This window comes from Pseudomonas sp. S3E12 (genome assembly GCF_001702295.1).
GTDB lineage: Bacteria > Pseudomonadota > Gammaproteobacteria > Pseudomonadales > Pseudomonadaceae > Aquipseudomonas > Aquipseudomonas marginalis.
In genome coordinates this window covers 42,229-64,723 of sequence record NZ_MBDT01000016.1, presented here as the reverse complement: position 1 = coordinate 64,723, position 22,495 = coordinate 42,229, and the positions used below count along the sequence as shown (strand labels likewise).

Annotated in this window: 22 protein-coding genes; 13 read left to right on the top strand and 9 right to left on the bottom strand. The window is 58.7% G+C overall.

Translation table 11 applies throughout. The annotated features are described in order from the left end of the window. Positions 1-3: 3 nt before the first annotated feature. Positions 4-747, bottom strand: a complete 744-nt coding sequence (locus tag BB029_RS13880; protein ID WP_065939753.1) for a YkgJ family cysteine cluster protein — start codon at positions 745-747, stop codon at positions 4-6. A 275-nt stretch (positions 748-1,022) separates the two neighbouring features. Further along, positions 1,023-2,141 carry an NADH:flavin oxidoreductase gene (locus BB029_RS13875; protein ID WP_065939610.1) on the bottom strand — a complete coding sequence of 373 codons (1,119 nt, stop codon included), beginning with the start codon at positions 2,139-2,141 and terminating at the stop codon, positions 1,023-1,025. A gap of 102 nt (positions 2,142-2,243) precedes the next feature. Between BB029_RS13875 and BB029_RS13870 the strand changes: the two genes are divergently transcribed. Both BB029_RS13870 and BB029_RS13865 read left to right on the top strand, forming a co-directional pair. Beyond that, on the top strand, positions 2,244-2,627 hold the full coding sequence (locus tag BB029_RS13870) for a helix-turn-helix domain-containing protein (RefSeq protein WP_065939609.1): 384 nt from the start codon (positions 2,244-2,246) through the stop codon (positions 2,625-2,627). Between the two features lie 254 nt (positions 2,628-2,881). Continuing rightward, positions 2,882-4,309 (top strand): aldehyde dehydrogenase family protein, encoded by a 1,428-nt coding sequence (locus tag BB029_RS13865; RefSeq protein ID WP_065939752.1) that lies wholly within the window; start codon positions 2,882-2,884, stop codon positions 4,307-4,309. Between the two features lie 221 nt (positions 4,310-4,530). Here the strand turns inward: BB029_RS13865 and BB029_RS13860 are convergent, their stop codons facing one another. Then, complete coding sequence (locus BB029_RS13860; protein ID WP_065939608.1) at positions 4,531-5,139, bottom strand: TetR/AcrR family transcriptional regulator; 609 nt, start codon at positions 5,137-5,139, stop codon at positions 4,531-4,533. A gap of 78 nt (positions 5,140-5,217) precedes the next feature. On the opposite strand from BB029_RS13860, the gene BB029_RS13855 reads away from it, so the two are divergent. Then, positions 5,218-6,102, top strand: coding sequence for an NmrA family NAD(P)-binding protein (locus tag BB029_RS13855; protein WP_065939607.1), 885 nt, complete (start codon positions 5,218-5,220; stop codon positions 6,100-6,102). 198 nt (positions 6,103-6,300) lie between these two features. Here the strand turns inward: BB029_RS13855 and BB029_RS13850 are convergent, their stop codons facing one another. Then, a complete protein-coding gene (locus tag BB029_RS13850) occupies positions 6,301-7,218 on the bottom strand; it encodes a LysR substrate-binding domain-containing protein (RefSeq protein ID WP_065939606.1) in 918 nt (305 codons plus the stop codon). Positions 7,219-7,405: 187 nt separating this feature from the next. On the opposite strand from BB029_RS13850, the gene BB029_RS13845 reads away from it, so the two are divergent. From BB029_RS13845 to BB029_RS13815, 7 genes are all read left to right on the top strand, one after another. Then, positions 7,406-8,926, top strand: a complete 1,521-nt coding sequence (locus tag BB029_RS13845; RefSeq protein WP_065939605.1) for an ABC transporter substrate-binding protein — start codon at positions 7,406-7,408, stop codon at positions 8,924-8,926. 81 nt (positions 8,927-9,007) lie between these two features. Continuing rightward, complete coding sequence (locus BB029_RS13840; RefSeq protein ID WP_065939604.1) at positions 9,008-9,925, top strand: ABC transporter permease; 918 nt, start codon at positions 9,008-9,010, stop codon at positions 9,923-9,925. Between the two features lie 9 nt (positions 9,926-9,934). Then, the gene (locus BB029_RS13835; protein ID WP_065926124.1) at positions 9,935-10,837 is read left to right on the top strand and encodes an ABC transporter permease; all 903 of its coding nucleotides are present in this window, start codon (positions 9,935-9,937) and stop codon (positions 10,835-10,837) included. 32 nt (positions 10,838-10,869) lie between these two features. Further along, positions 10,870-11,886 carry an ABC transporter ATP-binding protein gene (locus BB029_RS13830; protein ID WP_065939603.1) on the top strand — a complete coding sequence of 339 codons (1,017 nt, stop codon included), beginning with the start codon at positions 10,870-10,872 and terminating at the stop codon, positions 11,884-11,886. Next, complete coding sequence (locus BB029_RS13825; protein WP_065939602.1) at positions 11,883-12,872, top strand: ABC transporter ATP-binding protein; 990 nt, start codon at positions 11,883-11,885, stop codon at positions 12,870-12,872. Before BB029_RS13830 ends, BB029_RS13825 begins: the two co-directional genes overlap by 4 nt. Beyond that, complete coding sequence (locus BB029_RS13820; protein WP_065939601.1) at positions 12,869-14,293, top strand: M20 family metallopeptidase; 1,425 nt, start codon at positions 12,869-12,871, stop codon at positions 14,291-14,293. The genes BB029_RS13825 and BB029_RS13820 overlap by 4 nt, the downstream gene beginning before the upstream one ends. Then, positions 14,290-15,444: a M20 family metallopeptidase gene (locus tag BB029_RS13815; protein ID WP_065939600.1), complete on the top strand. Its 1,155-nt coding sequence runs from the start codon at positions 14,290-14,292 to the stop codon at positions 15,442-15,444. Before BB029_RS13820 ends, BB029_RS13815 begins: the two co-directional genes overlap by 4 nt. Positions 15,445-15,478: 34 nt before the next feature. Here the strand turns inward: BB029_RS13815 and BB029_RS32190 are convergent, their stop codons facing one another. The 3 genes from BB029_RS32190 to BB029_RS13800 all read right to left on the bottom strand — a co-directional run bounded on the left by BB029_RS32190 (position 15,479) and on the right by BB029_RS13800 (position 17,557). Next, positions 15,479-15,901: a hypothetical protein gene (locus BB029_RS32190; RefSeq protein ID WP_083236414.1), complete on the bottom strand. Its 423-nt coding sequence runs from the start codon at positions 15,899-15,901 to the stop codon at positions 15,479-15,481. A gap of 47 nt (positions 15,902-15,948) precedes the next feature. Next, on the bottom strand, positions 15,949-16,413 hold the full coding sequence (locus BB029_RS13805; RefSeq protein ID WP_065939598.1) for a transketolase: 465 nt from the start codon (positions 16,411-16,413) through the stop codon (positions 15,949-15,951). A gap of 127 nt (positions 16,414-16,540) precedes the next feature. Further along, a complete protein-coding gene (locus tag BB029_RS13800; protein ID WP_065939597.1) occupies positions 16,541-17,557 on the bottom strand; it encodes a 1-aminocyclopropane-1-carboxylate deaminase in 1,017 nt (338 codons plus the stop codon). Positions 17,558-17,755: 198 nt separating this feature from the next. Between BB029_RS13800 and BB029_RS13795 the strand changes: the two genes are divergently transcribed. Then, entirely contained in the window at positions 17,756-18,265 is a 510-nt protein-coding gene (locus BB029_RS13795; RefSeq protein ID WP_065939596.1) for an Lrp/AsnC family transcriptional regulator, read from the top strand. A 7-nt stretch (positions 18,266-18,272) separates the two neighbouring features. Here BB029_RS13795 and BB029_RS13790 read toward each other — a convergent pair whose 3' ends face one another. Further along, a complete protein-coding gene (locus tag BB029_RS13790) occupies positions 18,273-19,253 on the bottom strand; it encodes an AraC family transcriptional regulator (RefSeq protein ID WP_065939595.1) in 981 nt (326 codons plus the stop codon). A gap of 188 nt (positions 19,254-19,441) precedes the next feature. Between BB029_RS13790 and BB029_RS13785 the strand changes: the two genes are divergently transcribed. Continuing rightward, positions 19,442-20,620 carry an aldo/keto reductase gene (locus BB029_RS13785; RefSeq protein ID WP_065939594.1) on the top strand — a complete coding sequence of 393 codons (1,179 nt, stop codon included), beginning with the start codon at positions 19,442-19,444 and terminating at the stop codon, positions 20,618-20,620. Positions 20,621-20,798: 178 nt separating this feature from the next. After that, on the top strand, positions 20,799-21,509 hold the full coding sequence (locus tag BB029_RS13780; RefSeq protein WP_169899619.1) for a hypothetical protein: 711 nt from the start codon (positions 20,799-20,801) through the stop codon (positions 21,507-21,509). Positions 21,510-21,551: 42 nt separating this feature from the next. Here BB029_RS13780 and BB029_RS13775 read toward each other — a convergent pair whose 3' ends face one another. Then, positions 21,552-22,445, bottom strand: coding sequence for a LysR family transcriptional regulator (locus BB029_RS13775; RefSeq protein ID WP_065939593.1), 894 nt, complete (start codon positions 22,443-22,445; stop codon positions 21,552-21,554). Positions 22,446-22,495: the final 50 nt, after the last annotated feature.

Sequence of the window (22,495 nt, the reverse complement as noted above, 5' to 3'; positions counted from 1 at the left end):
CGATTAAAGCGAGTGAAAGATGTATTCAGTCTGTGCGCGAAGATCCAGTTCAACACCTGCCCCCTGCAGACGAGTGTAAAGGTCAGCGTCATCGACGCGGACTTTCCAGGACACATTGGCCGGTACATCGCCTCCCGCGCGAACGAGACTGATGGCCTGCTGCAATTGCACACGGTCGGTTAAGTAAACAGCCAGCGCGTTGCCTTTCCAAGCGGCAACACTCATCCCCAGCGCCGCGCAGACTGAAACTTTTGCCTTGGCATCGTCGCGGTCAGCCTGCCGGGAGCGTTGAATCTGATCCTCCAGGACAGGATCAACTACACGGTCAGACCATAGCACCTCTCCCGACTCCCAGACTTCCGGCGGGCAGACCTTTTCTTCGGGGCGCAGGGTCAGAAATGGATTGATTTCCATCGGATAGATTCGACACACCAGCGGTCGATCTTCATAGATCGTGCAGCGGTTATCCTCGCCAAGACTTGGACACTGGGTCAGTGCGTTACCCGCAAAAATGGCTATTACCTGAATCCGTGCCTCTCCACTGGCTACATCTACCGCGCGTTGCACGCTGTGGTTGTAGTGCCCTGGCAACGGGAAGACTGACGTGTCGAAAGCTTCGAGTATGACTGCGACGTTACCGCCACGATTTAACCACTCCTCGGCCTCTTGAAGCGTCAGAGGGATAAGACGTTCTTTACAGCAAGTTCCACACCCGTTGCAGGTAAACCGCGTGACGTTGTTTTTCATGGGCGTCACTGATTGGCTTATAGGTGTCATGATCAATCCTGTTTCTCGCTTCCAAACTTCCAGTGGAGGCGATGGTTAAAGAAACCAATGATATAGGCTGTATACCTGGTTTCAATCAGGCACTGAATCCCTACCAGGTATACTTGAACACCCCCTTCCCATGACCGGTCGCCACCGCTTGACAGATCGCTCGGCATCATCCGTGGCGACGCCGTATCACCCGGACTCCGGGCCTCTACGACTCGCACGTAGATGCCCGGAATCCGGTCTAAGGCTTAAACCAATTCGGCTAAAGAGGCCGGATTGAAGCCCTTCAGATCTGCGTAATCGCCTTTTTCCACTTTGGCGACCCAATCCTTGTCACTCAGCAGAACACGCCCTACTGCGATCAGATCAAACTCTTCGCGCTCCATTCGCTCGACAAGCCGATCCAGGCTCGCAGGGGTCGATCCCTTGCCGGCGAATGCGTGAGTAACATCATTATCCAGCCCGACCGAACCGACGCTGATGGTCGTGGCGCCAGTGACTTTCTTCGCCCAGCCCGCGCAGTTCAGCCCGTTCTCACCATCAATTTCGGGGAACTCAGGGTCCCAGAAGCGTCGCTGCGAGCAATGCAGAACATCCACACCCGCTTCAACCAGCGGCAGCAGCCAGTCTTCCATCAGTGCAGGAGTCTCGGCGAGGCGCACCCCGAAGTCCTGCTGCTTCCATTGACTGACGCGCATGATGATGGGGAATTCGGGCCCGACCGCATGACGCACAGCAGACACGATCTCAGCGGCAAAACGGGAGCGCTCTTTGATCGTCGGTCCGCCATAACGATCGGTGCGCTGATTGGTGCCGGCCCAGAAGAACTGATCGATCAAATAACCATGCGCCCCATGGATCTCAACGGTGTCGAAACCCAGGCGCCTGGCATCCGCCGCCGCCTGGGCGAACGCGGCAACTGCGTCTGCAATATCCTCTTCGCTCATCGCCACACCGCGAGGGACGTTTGGCGAATCGAGGCCAGACGGGCTTTCAACCGGCGCATCAGGCTCCCAGCCGCTGACGTCACGCACTGCGCCGGTGTGCCAGAGTTGCGGCCCCATACGGCCCCCGGCAGCGTGAACAGAATCGATCACGTTCTTCCATCCGGCCAGCGCTGCTTCACCGTGAAAAAAAGGAATACCGGGACCGTTACGGGAAGCAGGACGATTAATGACGGTGCCTTCTGACAAAATCAATCCGACTCGACCCTCAGCCCGCCGCCGGTAGTAGGCAGCGCTACCTTCACCAGGGATGCCCTCTGGGGAAAATTGCCTGGTCATCGGCGACATGACAATCCGGTTTTTCAGTTCAAGCGAGCGGATGGAAAGAGGACGAAATAAAACGCTGGTATCTGGGTTTGACATTGGATGGACTCCATTTGCTTTTGGAAACCATATAAGTATATTTTGTAAACTAAATGTCAATTAGGCACCTAGAATCGCCTAGGTATACATGAGGAAACTTCGATGCTGGAATTAAAGCCGCAATGTTTTTCGTCGGAGTGCCCAAGCCGGGCGCTGTTCGACCAAATCGCAGACAAGTGGTCGATGATGGTTCTGGCGGTACTTGATGACGGGCCGCATCGCTTTAACGCCATCAAGCGTCGCCTCGAGGGCGTCACTCAGAAAGCCCTGACACAGTGCCTGCGGCGACTGGAACGAAATGGTCTTGTCTCGCGCCAGGTCATCTCGTTTTCGCCCGTGGCAGTCCAGTATGAGATCACCCAACTGGGTCGAACACTGCAGCAGCCATTTCGCGAATTGCATAAATGGACGCTCGACAAATTGCCTGAGGTTGAAACGGCCCGGTTGAAGTTTGACGAGGCCGCGCAGGTAAGCCCGGCGGAGTGAATGCATTCGCAGGTTTGCCCGCGGTATCCCTGAACCTACCAACGCTACTTTAAGTGCCTAATTGACTCCAGGTTTATCGCGTATACCTTGTAAGGGTCGCCCAAGATGGCCTCATTTCGATGCCTTATTGCGACCTTTGATCAACGCCTCTCTGCGACTCTCGACGATTGGCCAAGCGCCTTCGATATCGACGCGGCAGCGCTGATCCCAACGGCCTGACCTGTTTTGGAAAGCCCACTATGACGAGGACTAAAATGCGCGAAAATCTTCAGTTTTACATCGATGGTTCGTGGGTGGAACCCGCTGGCAATATCGTAATGGATGTCATTAATCCGGCTGACGAAACGGTTGCCGGCCAGGTTGCGCTCGGCGGTCCCCTCGATGTCGATAAAGCGGTCGCAGCGGCAAGAGCCGCCTTCCAGACGTTCTCGCAAATATCGGTTGAGGAGCGTCTTGCACTCTTTGATCGAATCATCGCGGCCTACCAGTTGCGCGCACAGGATCTTGCGACAGCAGTGTCCGACGAAATGGGCGCACCGCTATGGCTTGCCGAGCAATTGCAAGTCACGGCCGGCCTGGCCCACATTCAAATCGCTCGCGCCGCGTTAGCCAAATACAGTTTCGAACACGAGATGGGCACCACTGAGATCGTACGCGAGCCGATTGGCGTTTGTGCGTTGATCACGCCATGGAATTGGCCGCTCAACCAGTTGACCTGCAAGGTGGCCGCAGCGTTGGCGACAGGCTGCACGATGGTGGTGAAGCCTTCTGAAGTGTCGCCCTTCTCGGCGACGATCTTTACCGAAATCATGCATGATGCCGGTGTACCAGCCGGTGTTTTTAATCTGGTACATGGAGACGGCAAAGGTGTTGGCGACGCACTGACGGGCCATCCTGAAGTCGATCTCGTCTCGTTTACTGGATCCACCCCCGCCGGCATCCAGGTAGCGCGCAATGCTGCACTGACGGTGAAACGCGTACACCAGGAACTGGGTGGAAAGTCGCCGAACATTCTTTTGCCGAGTGCCGATTTTCCGTCAGCTGTGGCGGCGGGCGTGGCTCAAATGATGCTCAACAGCGGTCAATCATGTAATGCGCCGTCACGGATGCTTGTTCCATTTACACGAATGGATGAGGTCGCCGATCTCGCGCGCACGGCGGCAGCGCAGTGGGTTGTCGGACACCCGGCAAGTAACGCGAAAATGGGCCCGGTCGCCTCCGAGGCACAGTGGCGCAAGATCCAGAACCTGATCCAGGTCGGCATCGAAGAAGGTGCAACGCTGATAACAGGTGGTCTCGGCCGACCCGAAGGGCTCGACACCGGTTTCTATGTGCAGCCGACCGTCTTCTCCAACGTGACGAATGACATGACTATCGCCCGCGAGGAGATCTTCGGCCCGGTGCTTGTCATCATCGGTTATGCCGATGAAGCCGACGCCGTAGCGATCGCCAATGACACGGTCTTCGGCCTTGCCGCTTATGTTCAAGGCGAACATGCAGCCGCCGAGGCAGTGGCGCGTAAACTTCGGGCCGGACAAGTCACGCTCAATTATGCCGACATGGATTTGGCGGCCCCGTTCGGGGGATACAAGCAGTCGGGTAACGGTCGTGAATGGGGAGAAGTTGCGTTCGGCGATTTTCTCGAAACCAAAGCGATCGTCGGCTTTCGCCGGGCGGTGTGACATGCCTGCTGCCGGCCATGCGGCGATGGGCAGAGTAACCGTCAAACACCAACCAACCATGCCAGGACATTCGGTTACGCTTTATAAATCGGCACCTATGGCTTAGATGACGTAGCGGTATGATCACGTACCGCTACTCACCGCTGTTGAGCACGGGGCAGCCTTATCAGATGCCCAGGCGCTACTGCGGAAAAGATACCCCTACCATCGGGGTTGCTCACTCATATCGTTTCAGTACCCGAACTATCTTGGCTCTCAGGCCATGCCGACATCGCGACATCAATGAAGCCGCCAAGTACCTGGTTAGTCGCCCCGACTGAAGGCAGATTTACCACAGCCTGCAGTATTCCGAAGTAATACCAAGCCAGTAGATCCAAATCGACATGCTGCCCTATCTCACCCTCCAACCGGCCATGAGTCAAAATATCCACAAAAATCTGTCGCTGCTGGCAAGCCGCAAAATTCGCGGTTTTCTTTCCTGTGGCAGTGAGGTCTTCTTGCTCAGCGTTACTGCGAGATATCAGGCAACCAGGCGGACGCTCCACGCTAAATTCCTTCGGAAGAAACTCTCGTAGCAGCGCTTCTATGCTCGCCCTGGAGGTCTGTGCCCGGGTCGATCTCATTCGCGTTAATACACGGTCGGTATATAGCTGAAGCGACTCGTTGAAGAGCCCATCCTTATCATGGAACCGCTGGTACAGGCTTGATCGAGACAACCCCGTTGCTTCAGTCAGATCGCTGACCGATGCGTTTGCGTACCCATGCCGCCAGAAAACAGCCGTCGCCGCCTTCAGGACTGCACTTTCGTCATATTGCGGTTTACCGCTCATAAATCCTCCGTTGACAACATGGAACGATCAGACCAGGATACTTGGACTGATCGTTCCACCATATAGGAAGATTTCATCATGCTCAATCAATCGACCAATCGGACGCAACCACTGAGCATCGCCGTTGCCGGCGCGACGGGCCGCGTAGGCAGGCGATTGATCAGTCAGTTAGCGCAAGACCCAGTCACCCTACTGGCGCTCACACGGCAAAAATCAGCCACCACTTTTGCCCAAGGGGTGGTCGCTGCCGAGTTGGATTTTGATCAGCCGGCAACGCTCAGAAAAGCGCTTACCGGTGTCGAGAAACTGTTCATTGCTCACGGTACTTCACCCCAACAAGTCGCCAACGAGATTGCCCTTATTGACGCTGCCGTAGAAATGGGCGTGCAGCACATCGTAAAGCTTTCGGTTATGGGGCCATCGACCCCTATCAATCCATTTGCCTGGCATTCATTGATAGAAGCCCACCTGGGTCAACAACCTATCGCCTCTACCGTATTGAGACCTACCACGTTCATGGACGTGCTCAAGCGTGCTGGCAACGCTGTTGCAACGGGCACTTGGGCCGGCGCCGCAGGCAATGGACGTGTAAATCTTATAGACACTCGAGATGTAGCGGACTCGGCGCGCATAGCATTACTGGAGGAAGTAGCAGAAGGCTCACAACGTGCGTATCACCTGACAGGGCCGCGAAACTGGACAATGCCGCAAGTTGCCGAGGAATTATCCAGTCTGTTAGGCCACACAGTCGCCTATACCCATCGGTCTCCAGCCGCACAGCATTCAGCGCTAGTTGCCGATGGACTCTCCCCGTTTGTAGCCGAGATTCTCGTGGGGCTCGATCGCATCTTCCATGATTCCATACTGACAGAACGAACCTTTACGGTTGAAGACCTCACGGGTACTCCACCGCGTTCGCTGTCCGCCTGGCTCCGTGAAAACCTTGAGGCCTTCAAGAAATAGGCATTACCGAGCATTAGAACTCGATAGCAGACGCACACCTTTTAAATCTCAAACCATAGGTTGCTGTTCATGAGAGCATTCAAACATCCGGAAGCCAGGGAGTTCATCCTTGAGCGTGTTCTCTATGCGTTAAGCATCAGTCAGCACAGAAAAACTCGCTGATCTTCCAAGGTGGAAGATGGGAGTAACCTCATCTTTTCAAAGCCGCTTCGCCTTCGCCAGCTCAACGATCAGAAAATCCCGGAACGCCGAAACCGCCGCCGGTAGATTGCGCCCAGCCATGCTTTGCAGTTCGATGCGCCGCGCCTGCATGCCTTCATCAAGGATCGGCAAGCATTGCAACTGCTTGTCCGCCACCTGTTGGTGCAAGGTCATTTCGCTGGCCAGGCTGATGCCTCCCTCTTCACGGACGAAACTGTAGAGCGCGGCAACGTAATTGGTGGTCAATACCGGGTCGAACAACAACCCCTGGACGCCGCAACAGATGTCGAAGAGTTGCCGTATCGTAGTGTCGGCCTTGGGTAACGCAATGGGCCAGGGTTGCAACTCGGCGAGGTTGACAGACTCACGCCCGGCCAAGGGATGGGCATTGGAGACCACGGCAAAAATCGCCCCGCTCAGAACATGTTCGACCTTGATTTCCTTTTGCGGCGTCAGGCTGAACGTCATTGCCAGATCGGCTTCACCGGAGCGAACCTTCTCGGTCGCTTCAGCGGGCGCACAGACCTCCAGCGTAAAATGAATGCCCTGATACTCACGCCTGAACGCGCTGATGCTCCTGGGCATGTATTCCAGGGCAAATCCTTCCGAACAAGCAACATGCACATGGCCGCGTTGCAAGCCATGCAACTCGGTAATTTCCAGCACCACCTGCTCGGCCTCAAGCTGCGACTTGCGCGCATAAGCCGCCAGTCGCGCCCCCGCCTCGCTGAGCACCATGCCGCGGGCACGACGCTCAAACAGGCTGGCATCCAGGGCCAACTCAAGCTTGGAAATTTGCCGGCTCACCGCTGATGCCGCCACATTCAGCCGCATTGAGGCCTCGCTGATCGATCCGCATCGGGCGACTTCAAGAAAATAGCGCAGTGCCGTGGACTGCACGCCATACAGCTGCATCGGAGCCCCCAAGGATTGCCTTTTCGGCAAAGGAAGTATCGAAATATTGTGCTTGCGGCATTGATAGCCCTTCCCTACATTCGTGTCCAGACCAAAAAAAACAGCGCCCGACCTTTTCCTCCTCCTTCTACGCATTTGCGATTCGCTGCCCTTTGATTCAACCACTCTCGCCAACGGAGACGACGGCATGGGCATCAAAGGTTTCGCCTGCAGTATCGCGCTGATGGGCCTTATCAGCAGCTTTCCGGCACATGCCGGCAAAGCCAACGACACCCTGGTTTACGCTTCCGACAGCGAGCCTGAAAACATCAGCCCCTATCACAACGATTTACGCGAAGGCGTGATTCTCGGCCGGCTGATCTGGGACAACCTGATCTACCGCGATCCCAAAAGCGGCGAATACAAACCCATGCTGGCCACCAGCTGGACGCAGGTCGACGACACCACCCTCGACTTTGAGCTGCGCAAGGGCGTCAAATTTCACAACGGCGACGCCTTCACCGCCGACGACGTGGTGTTCACCCTCAACTACGTGGTGTCGCCCGAAGCGAAAGTCGTTACCGTGCAAAACGTAGACTGGATCAAGGGCGCCGAAAAAACCGGTGACTACAGCGTCCGCCTGTATTTGAAGAAGCCTTTCCCGCCGGCATTGGAATACCTGTCCAACGCCGTTCCGATATTTCCCAAGCAGTACTTCGAGAAGGTCGGCCTGGCCGAATTCAGTCGCAAGCCCATTGGCACCGGGCCGTATAAAGCCGTGTCGGTGGTGGCCGGCGAAGGCGTGACCATGGAGATCAACAAGGACTACTTCCCGGACAGCCCACAAGGCAAGCCCCACATCAGCCACCTCAAGTTCCGCGTGATCCCGGATGCAGAAACCCGCCTGGCCGAGTTGATGACCGACGGTGTCGACTGGACCTGGCGTGTGACCTCGGATCAGGCGGTCGACCTCAAAGGTATGCCAAACCTGACCGTCACCAGTGGCGAAACCATGCGCATCGGTTTCCTGATTCTTGATGCACGGGGCACCTCCACTGAAAACTCACCGATGAAGAACCTCAAGGTGCGCCAGGCCATCAACCATGCGATCAACCGCAATGCGCTGGCCACGCAATTGGTGGGGGGCGAAGCCAAGCCCTTGCAGGTTGCCTGTTATCCCGGCCAGTTCGGTTGCGATACCTCCGCAGCCACGGTCTACGACTATGACCCCGCCAAGGCCAAGGCGCTGCTCGCCGAAGCCGGTTACCCAAATGGCTTCGAGACAGAAATCTTCGCTTATCGCGACCGTGATTACGTCGAAGCCATCATCGGCAACCTGCGCGCGGTGGGCATCAACGCCAAGCTGCGCTACTTGAAGTACGCCGCCCTGCGCGATCAGCAACGTGGCGGCAAGGTGCCCATGTCGTTTCAGGCCTGGGGCTCGTTCTCGATCCTCGACACCTCGGCGTCGGCCGGTACCTGGTTCAAGGGCAATCCGGACGACAATATCAAGGACCCACAAGTCCAGGGCTGGTTGCAGACCGCCGACAATGCCCTCGACCCGCAAGTGCGCAAGGACAACTACCGCAAGGCCTTGCAGCGCATCAGCGAGCAGGCCTACTGGGCGCCGCTGTTCAACTACTCGATGAACTACGCCTACACATCGGAACTCGCGTTCACACCGTACCCGGATGAGCTGCCGCGTTTCGTCGAGTCCACGTGGAAGTAATACGTAACCGGGCGCACGGACTCTCGTGCGCCACGGACACGTCCTCACACTTGTCATCCATTGGATATGAGGAAACTTGCCATGCTTGGATTCCTTCTGCGCCGCCTGGGCATCGCTGTTTGCGTTGCCATTACCGTGTCGGTGATCAGCTTTTCTCTTTTGCACCTGTCCGGCGACCTCGCCACTGCCATTGGCGGACCGGAAGCCACCAGCGAACAGATCGAACAGATTCGCGTGCAGTACGGCTTGAACAAACCGCTGCCGACCCAGTACTTCAACTGGCTGGGCGATTTGCTGCGGCTGGACCTGGGCAACTCGTTTTTCTTTCAGGAATCGGTCTACAACCTCGTCGCCAGCCGCTTGCCGATTACCCTGGGGCTAGGTGCCATGGCGCTGGGGATCGCCTTGCTGGTGGCCATTCCACTGGGCGTGCTGGCCGCAGTCAAACGCGACACCTGGGTTGACCGGCTGGCCTTGAGCATCGCGGTGCTGGGTCAGGCAATGCCAAGTTTCTGGTTTGCGCTGATGCTGATCGTGGTGTTCGCGGTGACGCTCAAGTGGCTGCCGGTGTCCGGCAACGCGACCCTGCTGCACTTCGTCATGCCGGCCATTGCCCTGGGCTACTACGCGACGCCGGCAATCATGCGCCTGACCCGCGCCGGCATGCTTGATGTGCTCAGTTCCGATTACATCCGCACCGCTCGCGCCAAGGGCCTGCGCCCTGCCCGCGTGCTGTTCAAGCATGCACTGCGCAACGCGCTGATTCCGGTCGTCGCGCTGGCGGCGGTGGAATTCGGCTTCATGCTCGGCGGCTCGGTGGTGATCGAAACCGTGTTCTCCCTGCAGGGCATCGGGCAACTTGCCTGGGACGCCATCGCCCGTGATGACTTTCCGGTGGTACAGGCCGTGGTCCTGTTGATTGCAGTGATCTACATCATCCTCACGTTGCTGGCCGATGTGCTCAACGCACTGCTCGACCCGCGTATTCGCGTGCGCTAGGAGGCCTACATGAGCACCCCCACTACTCTTGCGATCAATGACTACCTGCCACCACCGAGCAGCCTGAGCCGAGTGCTTGGCAAGAGCTTGCGGCATCGGGGTTTCGCCATCGGCGCGGTGTTGTTGCTGATCATCTTCGCGGGTGCACTGTTCGCGCCGTGGCTGGCACCTTACGACCCTTATGCGCAAGACGTGATGCTGCGCATGAAACCACCGGTATGGATGGCCAACGGCACCTGGGAATACGTGCTCGGCACCGACAAGCTGGGCCGTGACTACCTGTCGAGGCTGCTCTACGGCGCACGTATTTCGCTGTTCATCGGCATTGCAGCGGCGCTGATTTCCGGCTTTATCGGCACGCTCATGGGGCTGTTGGCGGGCTACTACGGCGGCAAGGTCGATGGGTTTATCAGCTACCTGATCACCACCCGGCTGGCGATGCCGGTGGTGATGGTCGCGCTGGCCTCGGCCTCGCTGATGGGCGGCTCACTGAAAGTGGTGATCGTGCTGCTCGGCTGCCTGTTATGGGATCGCTTCGCGGTGGTGGTCAGGGCCTCGGTGCAACAGATTCGCGATGCTGAATATGTGGCGTCGGCCCAGGCGCTCGGCTGCTCGACCCTGCGCATTCTGGTCAGTGAAATCCTGCCCAATCTGGTAGGCGCACTGATCGTCGTCGCGACGCTGGAAATGGCCCACGCGATCCTGCTGGAGTCGGCCCTCTCGTTCCTCGGGGTTGGCGTGCAGCCACCGACGCCGTCCTGGGGCCTGATGATCGCGGAAGGCAAGCCCTACATGTTCTTTTCCCCGTGGGTCATCGCCATTCCCGGCGTCGCCCTGATGATTCTGGTGCTGGGCATCAACCTCGTCGGCGATGGCCTGCGCGATCTGATCCTGCCCGACGGCCGTAACTGATAGACCGCCGTAACTGATAGAGGGAACCGAACATGGCACTACTCCATGTAGAAAACCTGCGCGTGGACATCCCCATGGGCAACAGCCCGACGCCGGATGACATGCTGCATGCCGTACGCGGCCTGAGTTTTGAAGTCGAGCGCGGTGAAATGCTGTGCATCGTCGGGGAATCCGGCTGCGGCAAATCCCTGACCTCGCTGGCGTTGATGGACCTATTGCCACGCAAGGCCAAACGCACCGCGTCCCGGCTGACGCTGGACGGCATCGACATGCTCGGCCAGAGCGAGCGGCGCATGTGCGACCTGCGCGGCAACCGCCTGGCGATGATCTTCCAGGAGCCGATGACCTCGCTGAACCCGGCCTACAGCATTGGCGATCAACTCAGCGAGGTACTGACCCAGCATCGCAAGGTCTCACGCAAGGAGGCCCTGGCGCGCGCCGCGCAGATGCTGGAGAAGGTCGGGATCAGCAATGCCACCGAGCGCTTGCGCCAGTATCCGCATCAACTTTCCGGCGGGCTGCGCCAGCGAGTGATCATCGCCATGGCGTTGATGTGCGAACCGGACCTGATCATCGCTGATGAGCCCACCACGGCCCTGGACGTGACCATTCAAGCGCAGATCCTGCGCTTGATCCGCGACATCCAGAAAGAACTCGGCCTGGCGGTGATCTTCATCACCCACGACCTTGGGCTGGTGGCACGGATCGCCGACCGGGTCGCCGTGATGTATGCCGGGGAAATCGTCGAAACCGCCCCTGCCCTGCAACTGTTCGAGAATCCGCAGCATCCGTACACCCGGGGTCTGCTGGCGAGTATTCCAATCCCTGGCCGGACCAAACCGGGTGAGGCGCTGGGTTCGATTCCAGGCCTGGTGCCGAGCCTGGTCGGCGAACAGCAAGGGTGTGCGTTCCGCAATCGTTGCGGTCAGGCGATCCCGGCCTGCGCGCAACACATCCCCGAAGTCGAACAGGACGGGCACATGGCGCGCTGCCTGTTCGCTGCCCCGGCACCGGCACCGATTCGCCTTCAGGAGCGTGCAAGGTCATGAAAAAAAACATCGCTTTGGAGCTGTGTGACATCCGCCGTGAGTTTCGGATCAACCAGGGCTTTTTCAAACCCGCCGCCACCCTGAAGGCCGTGGATGGCGTTTCCCTGCGCCTGATGCGTGGCGAGACCCTCGGTCTGGTGGGCGAGTCCGGTTGCGGCAAAAGTACCCTGGCCAAGATGTTGCTCGGTCTATTGCCGCCCACCAGCGGCGACGTGTTGGTCAATGGCAAACACCTGGCGGCGACTGATCGCAAGGAAATGTCCCGGCATATCCAGCCGATTTTCCAGGACCCGTATTCCTCGCTGAATCCACGCAAGACCCTGCGCGAAATCGTTACCCTGCCGCTGATCGTGCATGACATCGGCAGCACCGCAGAACGACGCAGGAAGACCGAAGCGATGCTTGATGTGGTCGGCCTGCCCAAGCGGGTGATCGACAGCTACCCGAGCCAGCTGTCCGGCGGGCAACGCCAGCGGGTGGCGATTGCCCGGGCGCTGATCATGCGCCCTGACGTGTTGATCTGCGACGAGCCCACCTCAGCGCTGGACGTGTCGGTGCAGGCGCAGATTCTCAACCTGCTGCAGGACCTCAAGCGTGAATTCGGCCTGACCTATCTGCTGATCAGCCATAACCTGGCGGTCATCGAACACCTCGCCGACCGGGTCGCCGTGATGTACCTGGGGCGCATCGTCGAAGAACGCACGCGCGAATCGTTGTTCGCTCAACCCGGTCACCCATATACCCGCGCCTTGCTGGATTCGGTGCTCACGCCCGATCCGCGCCTGGGCATTCCCGAGATCGGGCTGCACGGCACCTTCCCCAACCCCATGTCACCGCCGTCCGGCTGCGCCTTCCACCCGCGCTGCCCGAGCTGCTTCGCCCCCTGCAAAACGGCCTACCCGGCCAATGGTCCGCTTATCGGCGGCAACGTGCGTTGCCACCTTCACGACACTTCTGCCCAAACACTGGAGCTTGTCCACTCATGAGTCGTTCACTGGCTATCAGCAACACCACAGCGCAATTCGACAACGGCGAATTCTTCAATCTGCTCCAACGCAGCGTCGCCCTGCACACCGAAAGCCAGGCAGCGGACAGCCAGCCCGAGCTGTATCGCTACCTCAATGAGTTCATCACCCCACATGTCGAGGCAATGGGTTTCAGCGTCAAGATCTATGACAACCCGGTGGCCGAGCGCGGCCCCTTCATGATCGCCACGCGCATTGAACACCCGGACCTGCCGACCGTGCTCAGCTACGGCCACGGTGATGTGGTGCGCGGCTATGAGGCGCAATGGCGCGAAGGCCTGTCGCCGTGGCACGTCATTGCCGAAGGCGATCGCTGGTACGGCCGCGGCACGGCGGATAACAAAGGCCAGCACCTGATCAACCTGACCGCCCTGGAACAAACGCTCAAGGCGCGCGATGGCCAGCTGGGTTTCAACGTCAAGCTGCTGCTGGAAATGGGCGAAGAAGAAGGCTCGCCGGGCTTGAACGCATTCTGTGCCGCCCACAGTAAAGAGCTTGCGGCGGATATCTTCATCGCCTCGGACGGCCCGCGCCTGGCGGCATCACGCCCGACGATTTTTCTCGGCTCGCGCGGGGTCTTCAACTTCGAGCTGGTGGTCAATTTACGTGAAGGCGCCCACCACTCCGGCAACTGGGGCGGGTTGCTGGCCAATCCCGGCATCATCCTGGCCAATGCCATCGCGAGCATGGTCGATGAACACGGTCGGGTGAAAGTGGCGGGCCTGATGCCCGAGACACTGCCGGAGCCGGTTCGGCAGGCGCTGGCCGATATTGCCGTGGGTGGCGGACCGGGCGATCCGGACATCGACGCCAACTGGGGTAACCCGGCGCTTTCGCTGAGCGAAAAGGTGTTCGGCTGGAACACCCTCGACGTCATCGCCTTCAAGACCGGCAACCCAGACGCCCCGGTGCATGCGATTCCCGGCAAGGCTAACGCCCACTGCCATATCCGCTTCGTGGTCGACAGCGACTACACGACCTTTATCCCGGCGGTACGTACCCACCTGGATGCGCATGGCTTCAGCAATGTCGAGGTCAAGCAAAGCCGCATCGATGTGATGCATGCCACTCGGCTGGACCCGCAGAGCCCTTGGGTCGATTGGGCGCTCGGCTCCCTGGCACAGACCACCGGCAAAAAACCTGCGCTGCTGCCAAACCTCGGTGGTTCGCTGCCCAACGACGTGTTCGCGGACGTGCTCGGCCTGCCGACATTGTGGGTGCCGCACTCGTACCCGGCCTGTTCACAACATGCGCCGAACGAGCACTTGCTGGCGCCGGTGGTCAAGGAAAGCCTGCAAATCATGGCCGGGCTGTTCTGGGACCTGGGCAACGACGCGGCACGCCTGACCCGGGAACATCAGTTACGGGAGCAGGCGCAATGAGCGCCACGCCACAACAGGCCCTGGACTGGCTTGCCGACCAGCGCCAAGCCATGGAAGCGTTGCTGCGGCGCATCGTCGACACCGACTCCAACAGCTATGACAAGGCGGGTGTCGACGCCGTGGGCGCCCTGCTCGCGGCTGAACTGGAGGCCGACGGCATCCTGCTCAAGCGCATACCGGTCGAGGGTTTTGGTGACGTGCTGCTCGCCGAAGTGCCAGGCGATCCTGGAAAACCGGTGCTGTTGCTGGGCCATCGCGACACGGTCTTCCCCAGGGGCACCACCACGACTCGCGGCTACAGCCGTGACGCCAACCTCGCCTATGGCCCCGGCGTCGCCGACATGAAAGGCGGCCTGGTGCTCAATTGCTTCGCGCTCAAAGCACTCAAGCGCGCCGGCCGGTTGCCCTATCCGGTGCAGGTCCTGTACACCGGCGACGAAGAAATCGGCTCCGGCAGCGCCAGGCCCCATATCGAAAACGCCGCCCGTGCCGCCCGCGCCGTGCTCAATACCGAACCCGGCCGGGCCAGCGGCAACGTGGTCAGCGCACGCAAAGGCGGGGCCACGCTGATCATCGAAGTCAGCGGCCGCGCGGCGCATGCCGGGGTCAACCATGCCGACGGGGCCAGCGCCATCGAGGCCCTGGCACGCAAGATCGTCAAGCTGCATGCCTTGACCGATTACCCGGCCGGCATCACCACTAACGTTGGGCTGATATCCGGTGGTACGTCGAGCAACACCGTCGCGCCCAGCGCCTGCGCGCGGCTGGACGTGCGCTTCATCGAACTCAAGCACTGGGATCGGATCTTCAGCGCAATCCAGGCCATCGTCGCCGAAGAAGAACTGATCGGCACCCACGCCGTCCTCAAGGAAGCGACGACCTTTCTACCGATGGAAGCACGCCACAGCGAACGACTGCTGCGCCTCTACCAACAAAAAGCACTGGCATTGGGTTTCAGCGTCGAAGGCGAATTCACCGGCGGTTGCGCCGACTCCGGCTTCACCGCCAGCCTGGGCGCTCCAACCCTGTGCGGGCTCGGCCCGGTGGGCGGCAAGGTCCACACCGATCGTGAATACCTGGAGCTGGACACCCTGGTGCCTCGCGCCCTGGCCCTGGTGGCGACCATTCTGGCGGTCGGCGACAGCGTTTGAGGTCATGGTTTTCTACGTGAGGTCTCCGACAGGTTCACAGGCAGCGCCTGGCGCTGTCGGGTATCGTTTCAAGGTGACGGGAATGGCTCACTCGGGCGAAGTTTTTGACCTGCTCTACTGCTGCAATCACCGAACATTCGGCCGACACGTCTGGCGCTATGGAGTAGAGGCATCGCTTACCCATGGAAAGGCTATGCAATACACGTTCATCCAGTTCACCGAGCACGACAAAAGAACAGTCACTCCTGGCCACTTGCACATCAACGTGCTTGCCAGGCACGGTATCCACCGCATCGACATGGAGCAGCGCAACATTGTCAAAACAGCTGAACCCTTGATGAATCAAGTCAATATGAGCGCTATCAAGTCCGCACACGATGACCACGATGCGCGTGCAACTTGATGGCTCGCGCATCCACCTCATTGCGTTGGGACGACAATCGACAGTTTGGCTCATAAGCGATGCCTTTATGGTTCCAACAGGCGAATGGACCAGGTCATTGGTTAAATGACGCCGCGTGCCTGCAACACGCTTTTCGCCAGGCTTCGGGTCGCCGCTAACACCGCCTCCACCTGTTGATCCATCTGTGCAGTGGTGGAGGCTGCTTTTCCAAGCTCGACCACGCGCAGCGGATGACCAAAGACGGACCCCAGCCACGTCATGCCGGAATCCGTGCCAGTTTCGACATCCAGTAAAAAGCTGCCGTGGGAGACGCCGCGCAACAGTTGACTGGCATGGCACGCGTAGGCCCCGTCGGACGGCTCCGGGCTGGACCCGACCTGCAACCAATCGAGCCTCAACGCCTCGGATTGTTTGATGGCTAGATAAGCCACCTGGTCCCACTCATCTATCGCCACATGCAGCTTGTCGATCATGTACGGGGGCAACGCGGCGCTGGTAACGATCACCACTCCGGCATCTGCCGAAGGCTCCTTGATCCAGACTGCGGATTGCGTTATCGCATGCATGGCGGTACTCCCGGCGGTTGAATAGGAGCAACGTGCTCCGGGTGGCGATTCGACGATGGGGTCGTGACATTCAATATTGATGCCGACTCACCCATCGCTCGTGAGCTCCCTGGTTTTTTGGTGTTAATCAGCCGTTGCGAAACAGGAAGCTGTAGGCATTCAGCGCAGGCGCCCCACCCAAGTGCGCATACAGCACTTTGGAGCCTTCGGGGAACTCACCACGGCGGACCATTTCAATCATCCCGTGCATGGATTTGCCCTCGTACACCGGATCGGTCAGCACACCTTCCAGGCTCCCGCACAAACGAATGGCTTCCAGCGTGCCTTCGTTGGGCAAACCGTATTCCGGGTAGGCAAAACGTGTATCGAGCACCACATCGTCTTCGGTGATCTCACGGCCCAGTTCCACCAACTCTGCGGTGTGCCGGGCGATACGCAGGATCTGCGCCTTGGTCTGCTCCGGCTTGGCCGAGGCATCAATGCCGATAACGTTCTTCGAACGGCCGTCCGCGGCGAAACCGACGACCATGCCGGCCTGGGTACTGCCGGTCACAGAGCAGACCACGATGTAGTCGAACGTGAACCCCAGTTGTTTTTCCTGCGCTCGCACTTCCTCGGCAAAGCCGACGAACCCAAGGCCGCCGTAGGGGTGTTCGGAACAACCCGCCGGTATCGGGAACGGCTTGCCACCCCGCGCCACCACATCGTCCATGGCCTTCTCCCAGCTGGGCCGAATGCCGATATCGAACCCGGCGGCGTCCAGTCGTACCTCGGCGCCCATGATGCGAGACATTTCGATATTGCCAACGCGGTCATATACCGCATCGGAGTAGTTCACCCAGTTTTCCTGCACCAGCACGCACTTCATGCCCAGGTGAGCGGCAACGGCGGCCACCTGGCGGGTCTGGTTCGACTGGATGCCGCCGATGGAAACCAAGGTATCGCAGCCTTGCTCGAGCGCTTCGGGAATCAAATATTCGAGCTTGCGCGTTTTGTTCCCGCCGAAGGCCAGGCCACTGTTGCAGTCTTCACGCTTGGCATACAGCTCGACCTTGCCACCCAAGTGTTCACTGAGGCGCTTCAAGGGCGTGATGGGAGAAGGACCGAAGGTCAACGGATAACGTTTAAAACGATTCAGGTTCATGACGCGGCTCCTTGATTACTGGACATCAAAGCGCCAGACCGAAAGGCAAAGGTTGCCTTCCAGGTTCTTTCAGACGGGCTTCGATGAGTTCAATATTAAGAAGATTTCCAAAAAGATGTGTTGCAAACTTCTAGCACTTAAAGAACTATAATTTCTCGCTATAAATAGCAAACATACTTTAATTGCGAATAAACAGTCATGAACGCAATAAACACTCGCAAGAAGCCAAGCGTATCAGCCCCGGTGCCGCAACCGCTGGATCGAACCGACCGCGCCATTCTCAAGGCCCTGCAGCGAGATGCCTCCATCTCCAATGTGGCGCTGGCAGAGAAGGTGAAATTGAGTGCACCGGCGTGCCTCAGGCGCGTCGAGCGGCTCAAGCAAGTCGGCCTGATCAAAGGCATAGTCGCGCTGCTCGACAATGTCGTGCTGGATGCGGGGATGGTGGTGTTGATCGGCGTGGTGCTGGACCGCTCCACACCGGAATCCTTCGCCGCATTCGAGGCAGCCGCACAAAAAGTGTCCGGCTGTATGGAGTGCCATGTGGTGACGGGGGAGTTCGACTACTTCATGTTGATACGAACCAAGGACAGCAACAGCTTCAACCGGCTCCACGCGGAACAGTTGCTTTACCTGCCTGGGGTTCGCCAGATTCGATCGTTCATGGGCTTGCGTCAGGTCTTGTCGACCACCCACATTCCCCTTTGAAGCGTCGCTAGTCGAGCAGTCCGCCCTGCTCCCGTACGTGCTTGATGTCTCTCGAGGGTGGGGCTCCGAAACGCCGGGCATATTCACGGCTGAATTGAGCGACACTTTCATAGCCGACGCGCAACGCGGCGGTGTTCACGTCAACACGATCGGTCAACATCAGGCTGCGTGCGGCTTGCAGCCGTAACGCCTTTTGATACTGGACAGGGCTGGTGCCTGTCAGCTTGCGAAAACTGTGATGCAGCGTAGAGCTGGCCATTCCTGATCGTTCGGCGAGATCGGCCACGTGCAGCGGTTTGTCGTAGTGATGTTTCAGCCATTCAATGGCTCTCACGATGCCCTTGTCTCGGTAACCGTCGCGGGTGACGCTGCGCAACCACTGCCCTGCACCACTTAACAACAGCCGAACGCATATTTCCCGCTTGATCAGATCCGACATCAAGCCTGCTTCAAGCGGCCGTTCGATCAGCGTAGCGAGTCGAGCGAATGCATCGAGCATCTCACTCGACGCCGCACCGGATACGAAGCCCCGCGCTTGAGTAGCCATTTCCTGCGTGGGGGGGGCCAAGGTCTGGATCACCTCGTTGAGCATGGAAAGGTTGAGCTTCAACACCACGGATAAATAGGGGGTTGCCTCGCTGGCGGCGGTAACGCGGGCCAGTGTGGGGATGTCGACCGACGTGACGAAGAACGCCCCCTGCCCGAACTCACAGGCCTCCTCGCCGAACGTGATCTCCTTCGCCCCCTGCAGAATGATGGCCACGCAAGGCTCATAAATGCAGTAAGTGGGCGTACCCAGCTCAGCCATTCGATAAAAGGCCAGGCCTGGAATGGATGTTTTGCAGACCTCGTTCAAGCCAATCTGCCGGGTGACTTTTTCGATCAGCCGTCTCAGTGCCTGGAGACGCTCGTTGGGCTGTATAGGATCGCGCAACGTCAGAGAATGCAGGTGGCCGGAACCGAACTGCGAGAAGGAACCGCTCGTCATCACATGCGCCCCTGTTTACGGAATGTTCGAGTCTGCTGAGAGTGCGTGACCAACACAAGCGCATCGGCAGGATTGTGCAAAAAATATGGCGTATTAGGGTCACCCGGCCAACCCTCGTTGTTCTAACTTCCAGTACGAATACCGGCTTCGATGATCCCGTGAAACCTCGGTCGCGAAAGGAACGTTGGATGGACAGACGAGATTTTCTTACTTACTCGGCAGTGGGTACTGTTGCAGCCACTTTGCTGCCAGCCACGAGTGTCGCCAGTCCGGCAGCCCCAGCGCCCTCTTTACTGACAGAGCGCGGGAGCGTGATGCGTACGGAAGGCCGGCCAGTGCGCACAGGCCTGCCCCTTAATTCACCTTCGCCTACCCTGCGATACATGACGCCTCAACGCTTTGGCATGGGCGGGACACAGATTGGCAATATCTTTGCGCCGCTCAGCGACGAGCAGGCGGGCCTGGTTCTACAGGCCGCCTGGGACGCGGGTGTAAGGCTTTACGACACGTCGCCGTTCTACGGGTTTGGTTTGAGTGAATATCGGGTAGGCCGCTTTCTGCACGGCAAAAATCCGAACGACTATGTGGTCTCCACCAAGGTAGGACGGGTTTTGACTGCCGCGGGTGGCCCGCGCGCGGACCATGCCATCTGGAAGTCACCCGCGCCCTTCAACTACCGGTATGACTACACCGCGGCAGGCGCACGGCGTTCCGTGGAAGACAGCCTGCAGCGGCTGGGGCTGCCGCGTATCGATATCGTGTTTATCCATGACATCTCGCCCGATAACAGCGAACTGGAAGGCGGTTGGGAAGCGGCGTATCGCATTGCGCGCACAGGGGCGATGGTCGAACTTGAAAAGATGCGTGACGAGGGGCTCATCAAGGCTTGGGGCTTCGGCGTCAATACGCCGAATGCTGTGGTCCAGGCGATGGCCGGTGATGACCCGACTCCCGATATCGTGTTGCTTGCCTGCCAGTATTCCCTGCTCGAGCACGGCGATGCGTTGCGCAACACCTTTCCGGCGTTGAGCAGGAAGGGCACCAGCGTTGTGGTTGGAACACCACTGAACGATGGATTCCTGGGAGGACGCAGCCGATACAACTTCAGTTTGGATCTGCCTGCCGGAGCGGTGGAAAAGCGCGCGCGAATCATGGCGGTTGCCAAACGACATGGCATCGACATTCATACTGCCGCCCTGCAGTTCGCGGCAGCACATCCGCAAGTGTCAGCGATCATTCCGGGTGCCCGCACGCCGGGGCAGATCGTTTCCAATGTGCAGGCGATGAAGGTCGGTATCCCGGCAGCCTTTTGGGAGGAACTGAAGAGCCGGAGCCTGATCGATGCCCAAGCACCGGTCCCTTCCTGAGCAGGGTCTACGCCGGTGCAACCTGCTGATGTGGCGCTATCGTCGCTGGCCTCATTTAACCCGAAACCTATCTTCCTGGTTGCAGCAACGCTGCTGATAGCAGCCGCTTGATCTGCCTGTTCCGGTAAACAAACTGCGCACGCGTCCAACTAAAAACACTCGCCCAAGGCCGTAATAAATGAAGATACGCACGTCTTTCATGATTTTAGGCGGCCTGCTTGCGCTGTCCGGCAGTGGCTACTTACTCGCCGACACACTCGCGCTGAGCGTTCCATTGCCGGCTCCACTCCCACAGCTAAAGGTGCTGACACTCCTTATAGGTATACACCTGCTCGGCATGTGCTTCGGTCTCGGTGGGGCGACGATGCTGGACCTCTGGATCTTGCGTTGGATGCGCCGGGGCAGCCTCCCGGTTGAAATCGGACGCACCTTTCACTTCATCAGCGACGCAGTCACTATTGGACTCTGCCTCCTGTGGCTTTCAGGCCTTGGTTTCCTTGCCCTTTACGCGATGGAGTCGCCGGAAAAGTTTGAAAACCCCAAACTCTGGGCGAAAGTCATTGTGGTGATCGTCCTGACCATCAATGGAATAATCATCCACGCGCTTGTGCTGCCAGAAGCCCTACGCGACCTGAGTCGCCCCCTGCTCTTTGGCGTGTCCCGCAAAAGAGCGGCCTTGTTTCTCGCATCCGGTGCAGTTTCGGGGGTGTCTTGGTACACGGCTTTTGCCTTCGGCATTTTTCGTGAGTTAAACAACAGTGTCACCTTCACCCTGCTGGTCATCATGTGGCTTACGCTGATAGTCGCCGCCTCTCTCGCCGCAATGCTGCTCTGGTTAAACTCTGCCGCGGGAACCAGAAAACCTCCGTCGCTCAGTCATCCGACGTGAAGATAAAGACCCGCTTGGGCATTGCGTGTAACTGGGCGCTCGTCATGTGGGAGCTTGCGGGTCACTACCCGCCCGGCTCCAAAACTCTTCAGCAGATTGACTGAGGATTGCTTTCGGGCGGGTCAGATGAATTTCCAGAGGTATGTCCCAGCTTTCGTCGAGCGCTCTGACTAAGCGCCCATCAAGAACTTCCTGCTCGGTAAGGCTCTTGGGCAGCCACGCCACACCTTTGCTTTCCAGGGCCATGGACATGAGTACCGCTGCAAGGTGGCTGCTGAAAAGCGGCTTGAGGTGAAGGTAATCTTCCTTGCCACGCAACCTGTGGGCGACGATACGTCCCAATCCAGACTCATGGGTGTATGCGAGGTATGGCAATGCCGCGGGCGAGGTGCCGAAGTGAGTGGAAGCACTCGCAAGCGGAACGAGGACGTCCTCCCCCACCTTCTTGCCGGTGAACTGATCAGGCGCCAGTAAAGGCGGAACGTCGGGATGGCGGTGGCAGAGCAGGAATTGAACCTGACCATGTATCAGCATCTGCTCACAAACGGCCATGCTGTCCGAGTGCAGTTTCACTGCCTCAATGGGGGCACCGTTTTCTGAGCTTCGAAACCACTTGGGAAAAAACGTAAACGACAGCGAATGAGTTGCCGCGAATTGCAACGACTTGGCGGCGATTCCTGCTACCTCTTGAGCCTCGTTGCGCATCCTGTACAAGTGTCGGGCCGCTTCCTGAGCACTGGGCAAAATTTGCCTTCCGGCCTCGGTAAGGGTTGCGCCTTGTGGTGTGCGCACAAACAACTCGACGCCCATCCAATTCTCCAGTGAGCGTACTCTTCGACTGAAGGCTGGCTGAGTAACATGGCGTGCCTCAGCGGCACGGACAAAGCTGCCGTACTCCGCAAGCGCTGAAAGATCTTCAAGCCAAACGAGTTCCAAGGGGCCATGCCTCCTGTGCATAGGGTCCGGCATTAATAGCATTGGGCGGG

Excerpts from the sequence above, each read along its gene's own strand:
- BB029_RS13880 (WP_065939753.1), bottom strand. The coding sequence starts at position 747 with ATGAAAAACAACGTCACGCGGTTTACCTGCAACGGGTGTGGAACTTGC.
- BB029_RS13875 (WP_065939610.1), bottom strand. The coding sequence starts at position 2,141 with ATGTCAAACCCAGATACCAGCGTTTTATTTCGTCCTCTTTCCATCCGC.
- BB029_RS13870 (WP_065939609.1), top strand. The coding sequence starts at position 2,244 with ATGCTGGAATTAAAGCCGCAATGTTTTTCGTCGGAGTGCCCAAGCCGG.
- BB029_RS13865 (WP_065939752.1), top strand. The coding sequence starts at position 2,882 with ATGCGCGAAAATCTTCAGTTTTACATCGATGGTTCGTGGGTGGAACCC.
- BB029_RS13860 (WP_065939608.1), bottom strand. The coding sequence starts at position 5,139 with ATGAGCGGTAAACCGCAATATGACGAAAGTGCAGTCCTGAAGGCGGCG.
- BB029_RS13855 (WP_065939607.1), top strand. The coding sequence starts at position 5,218 with ATGCTCAATCAATCGACCAATCGGACGCAACCACTGAGCATCGCCGTT.
- BB029_RS13850 (WP_065939606.1), bottom strand. The coding sequence starts at position 7,218 with ATGCAGCTGTATGGCGTGCAGTCCACGGCACTGCGCTATTTTCTTGAA.
- BB029_RS13845 (WP_065939605.1), top strand. The coding sequence starts at position 7,406 with ATGGGCATCAAAGGTTTCGCCTGCAGTATCGCGCTGATGGGCCTTATC.
- BB029_RS13840 (WP_065939604.1), top strand. The coding sequence starts at position 9,008 with ATGCTTGGATTCCTTCTGCGCCGCCTGGGCATCGCTGTTTGCGTTGCC.
- BB029_RS13835 (WP_065926124.1), top strand. The coding sequence starts at position 9,935 with ATGAGCACCCCCACTACTCTTGCGATCAATGACTACCTGCCACCACCG.
- BB029_RS13830 (WP_065939603.1), top strand. The coding sequence starts at position 10,870 with ATGGCACTACTCCATGTAGAAAACCTGCGCGTGGACATCCCCATGGGC.
- BB029_RS13825 (WP_065939602.1), top strand. The coding sequence starts at position 11,883 with ATGAAAAAAAACATCGCTTTGGAGCTGTGTGACATCCGCCGTGAGTTT.
- BB029_RS13820 (WP_065939601.1), top strand. The coding sequence starts at position 12,869 with ATGAGTCGTTCACTGGCTATCAGCAACACCACAGCGCAATTCGACAAC.
- BB029_RS13815 (WP_065939600.1), top strand. The coding sequence starts at position 14,290 with ATGAGCGCCACGCCACAACAGGCCCTGGACTGGCTTGCCGACCAGCGC.
- BB029_RS32190 (WP_083236414.1), bottom strand. The coding sequence starts at position 15,901 with ATGAGCCAAACTGTCGATTGTCGTCCCAACGCAATGAGGTGGATGCGC.
- BB029_RS13805 (WP_065939598.1), bottom strand. The coding sequence starts at position 16,413 with ATGCATGCGATAACGCAATCCGCAGTCTGGATCAAGGAGCCTTCGGCA.
- BB029_RS13800 (WP_065939597.1), bottom strand. The coding sequence starts at position 17,557 with ATGAACCTGAATCGTTTTAAACGTTATCCGTTGACCTTCGGTCCTTCT.
- BB029_RS13795 (WP_065939596.1), top strand. The coding sequence starts at position 17,756 with ATGAACGCAATAAACACTCGCAAGAAGCCAAGCGTATCAGCCCCGGTG.
- BB029_RS13790 (WP_065939595.1), bottom strand. The coding sequence starts at position 19,253 with ATGACGAGCGGTTCCTTCTCGCAGTTCGGTTCCGGCCACCTGCATTCT.
- BB029_RS13785 (WP_065939594.1), top strand. The coding sequence starts at position 19,442 with ATGGACAGACGAGATTTTCTTACTTACTCGGCAGTGGGTACTGTTGCA.
- BB029_RS13780 (WP_169899619.1), top strand. The coding sequence starts at position 20,799 with ATGAAGATACGCACGTCTTTCATGATTTTAGGCGGCCTGCTTGCGCTG.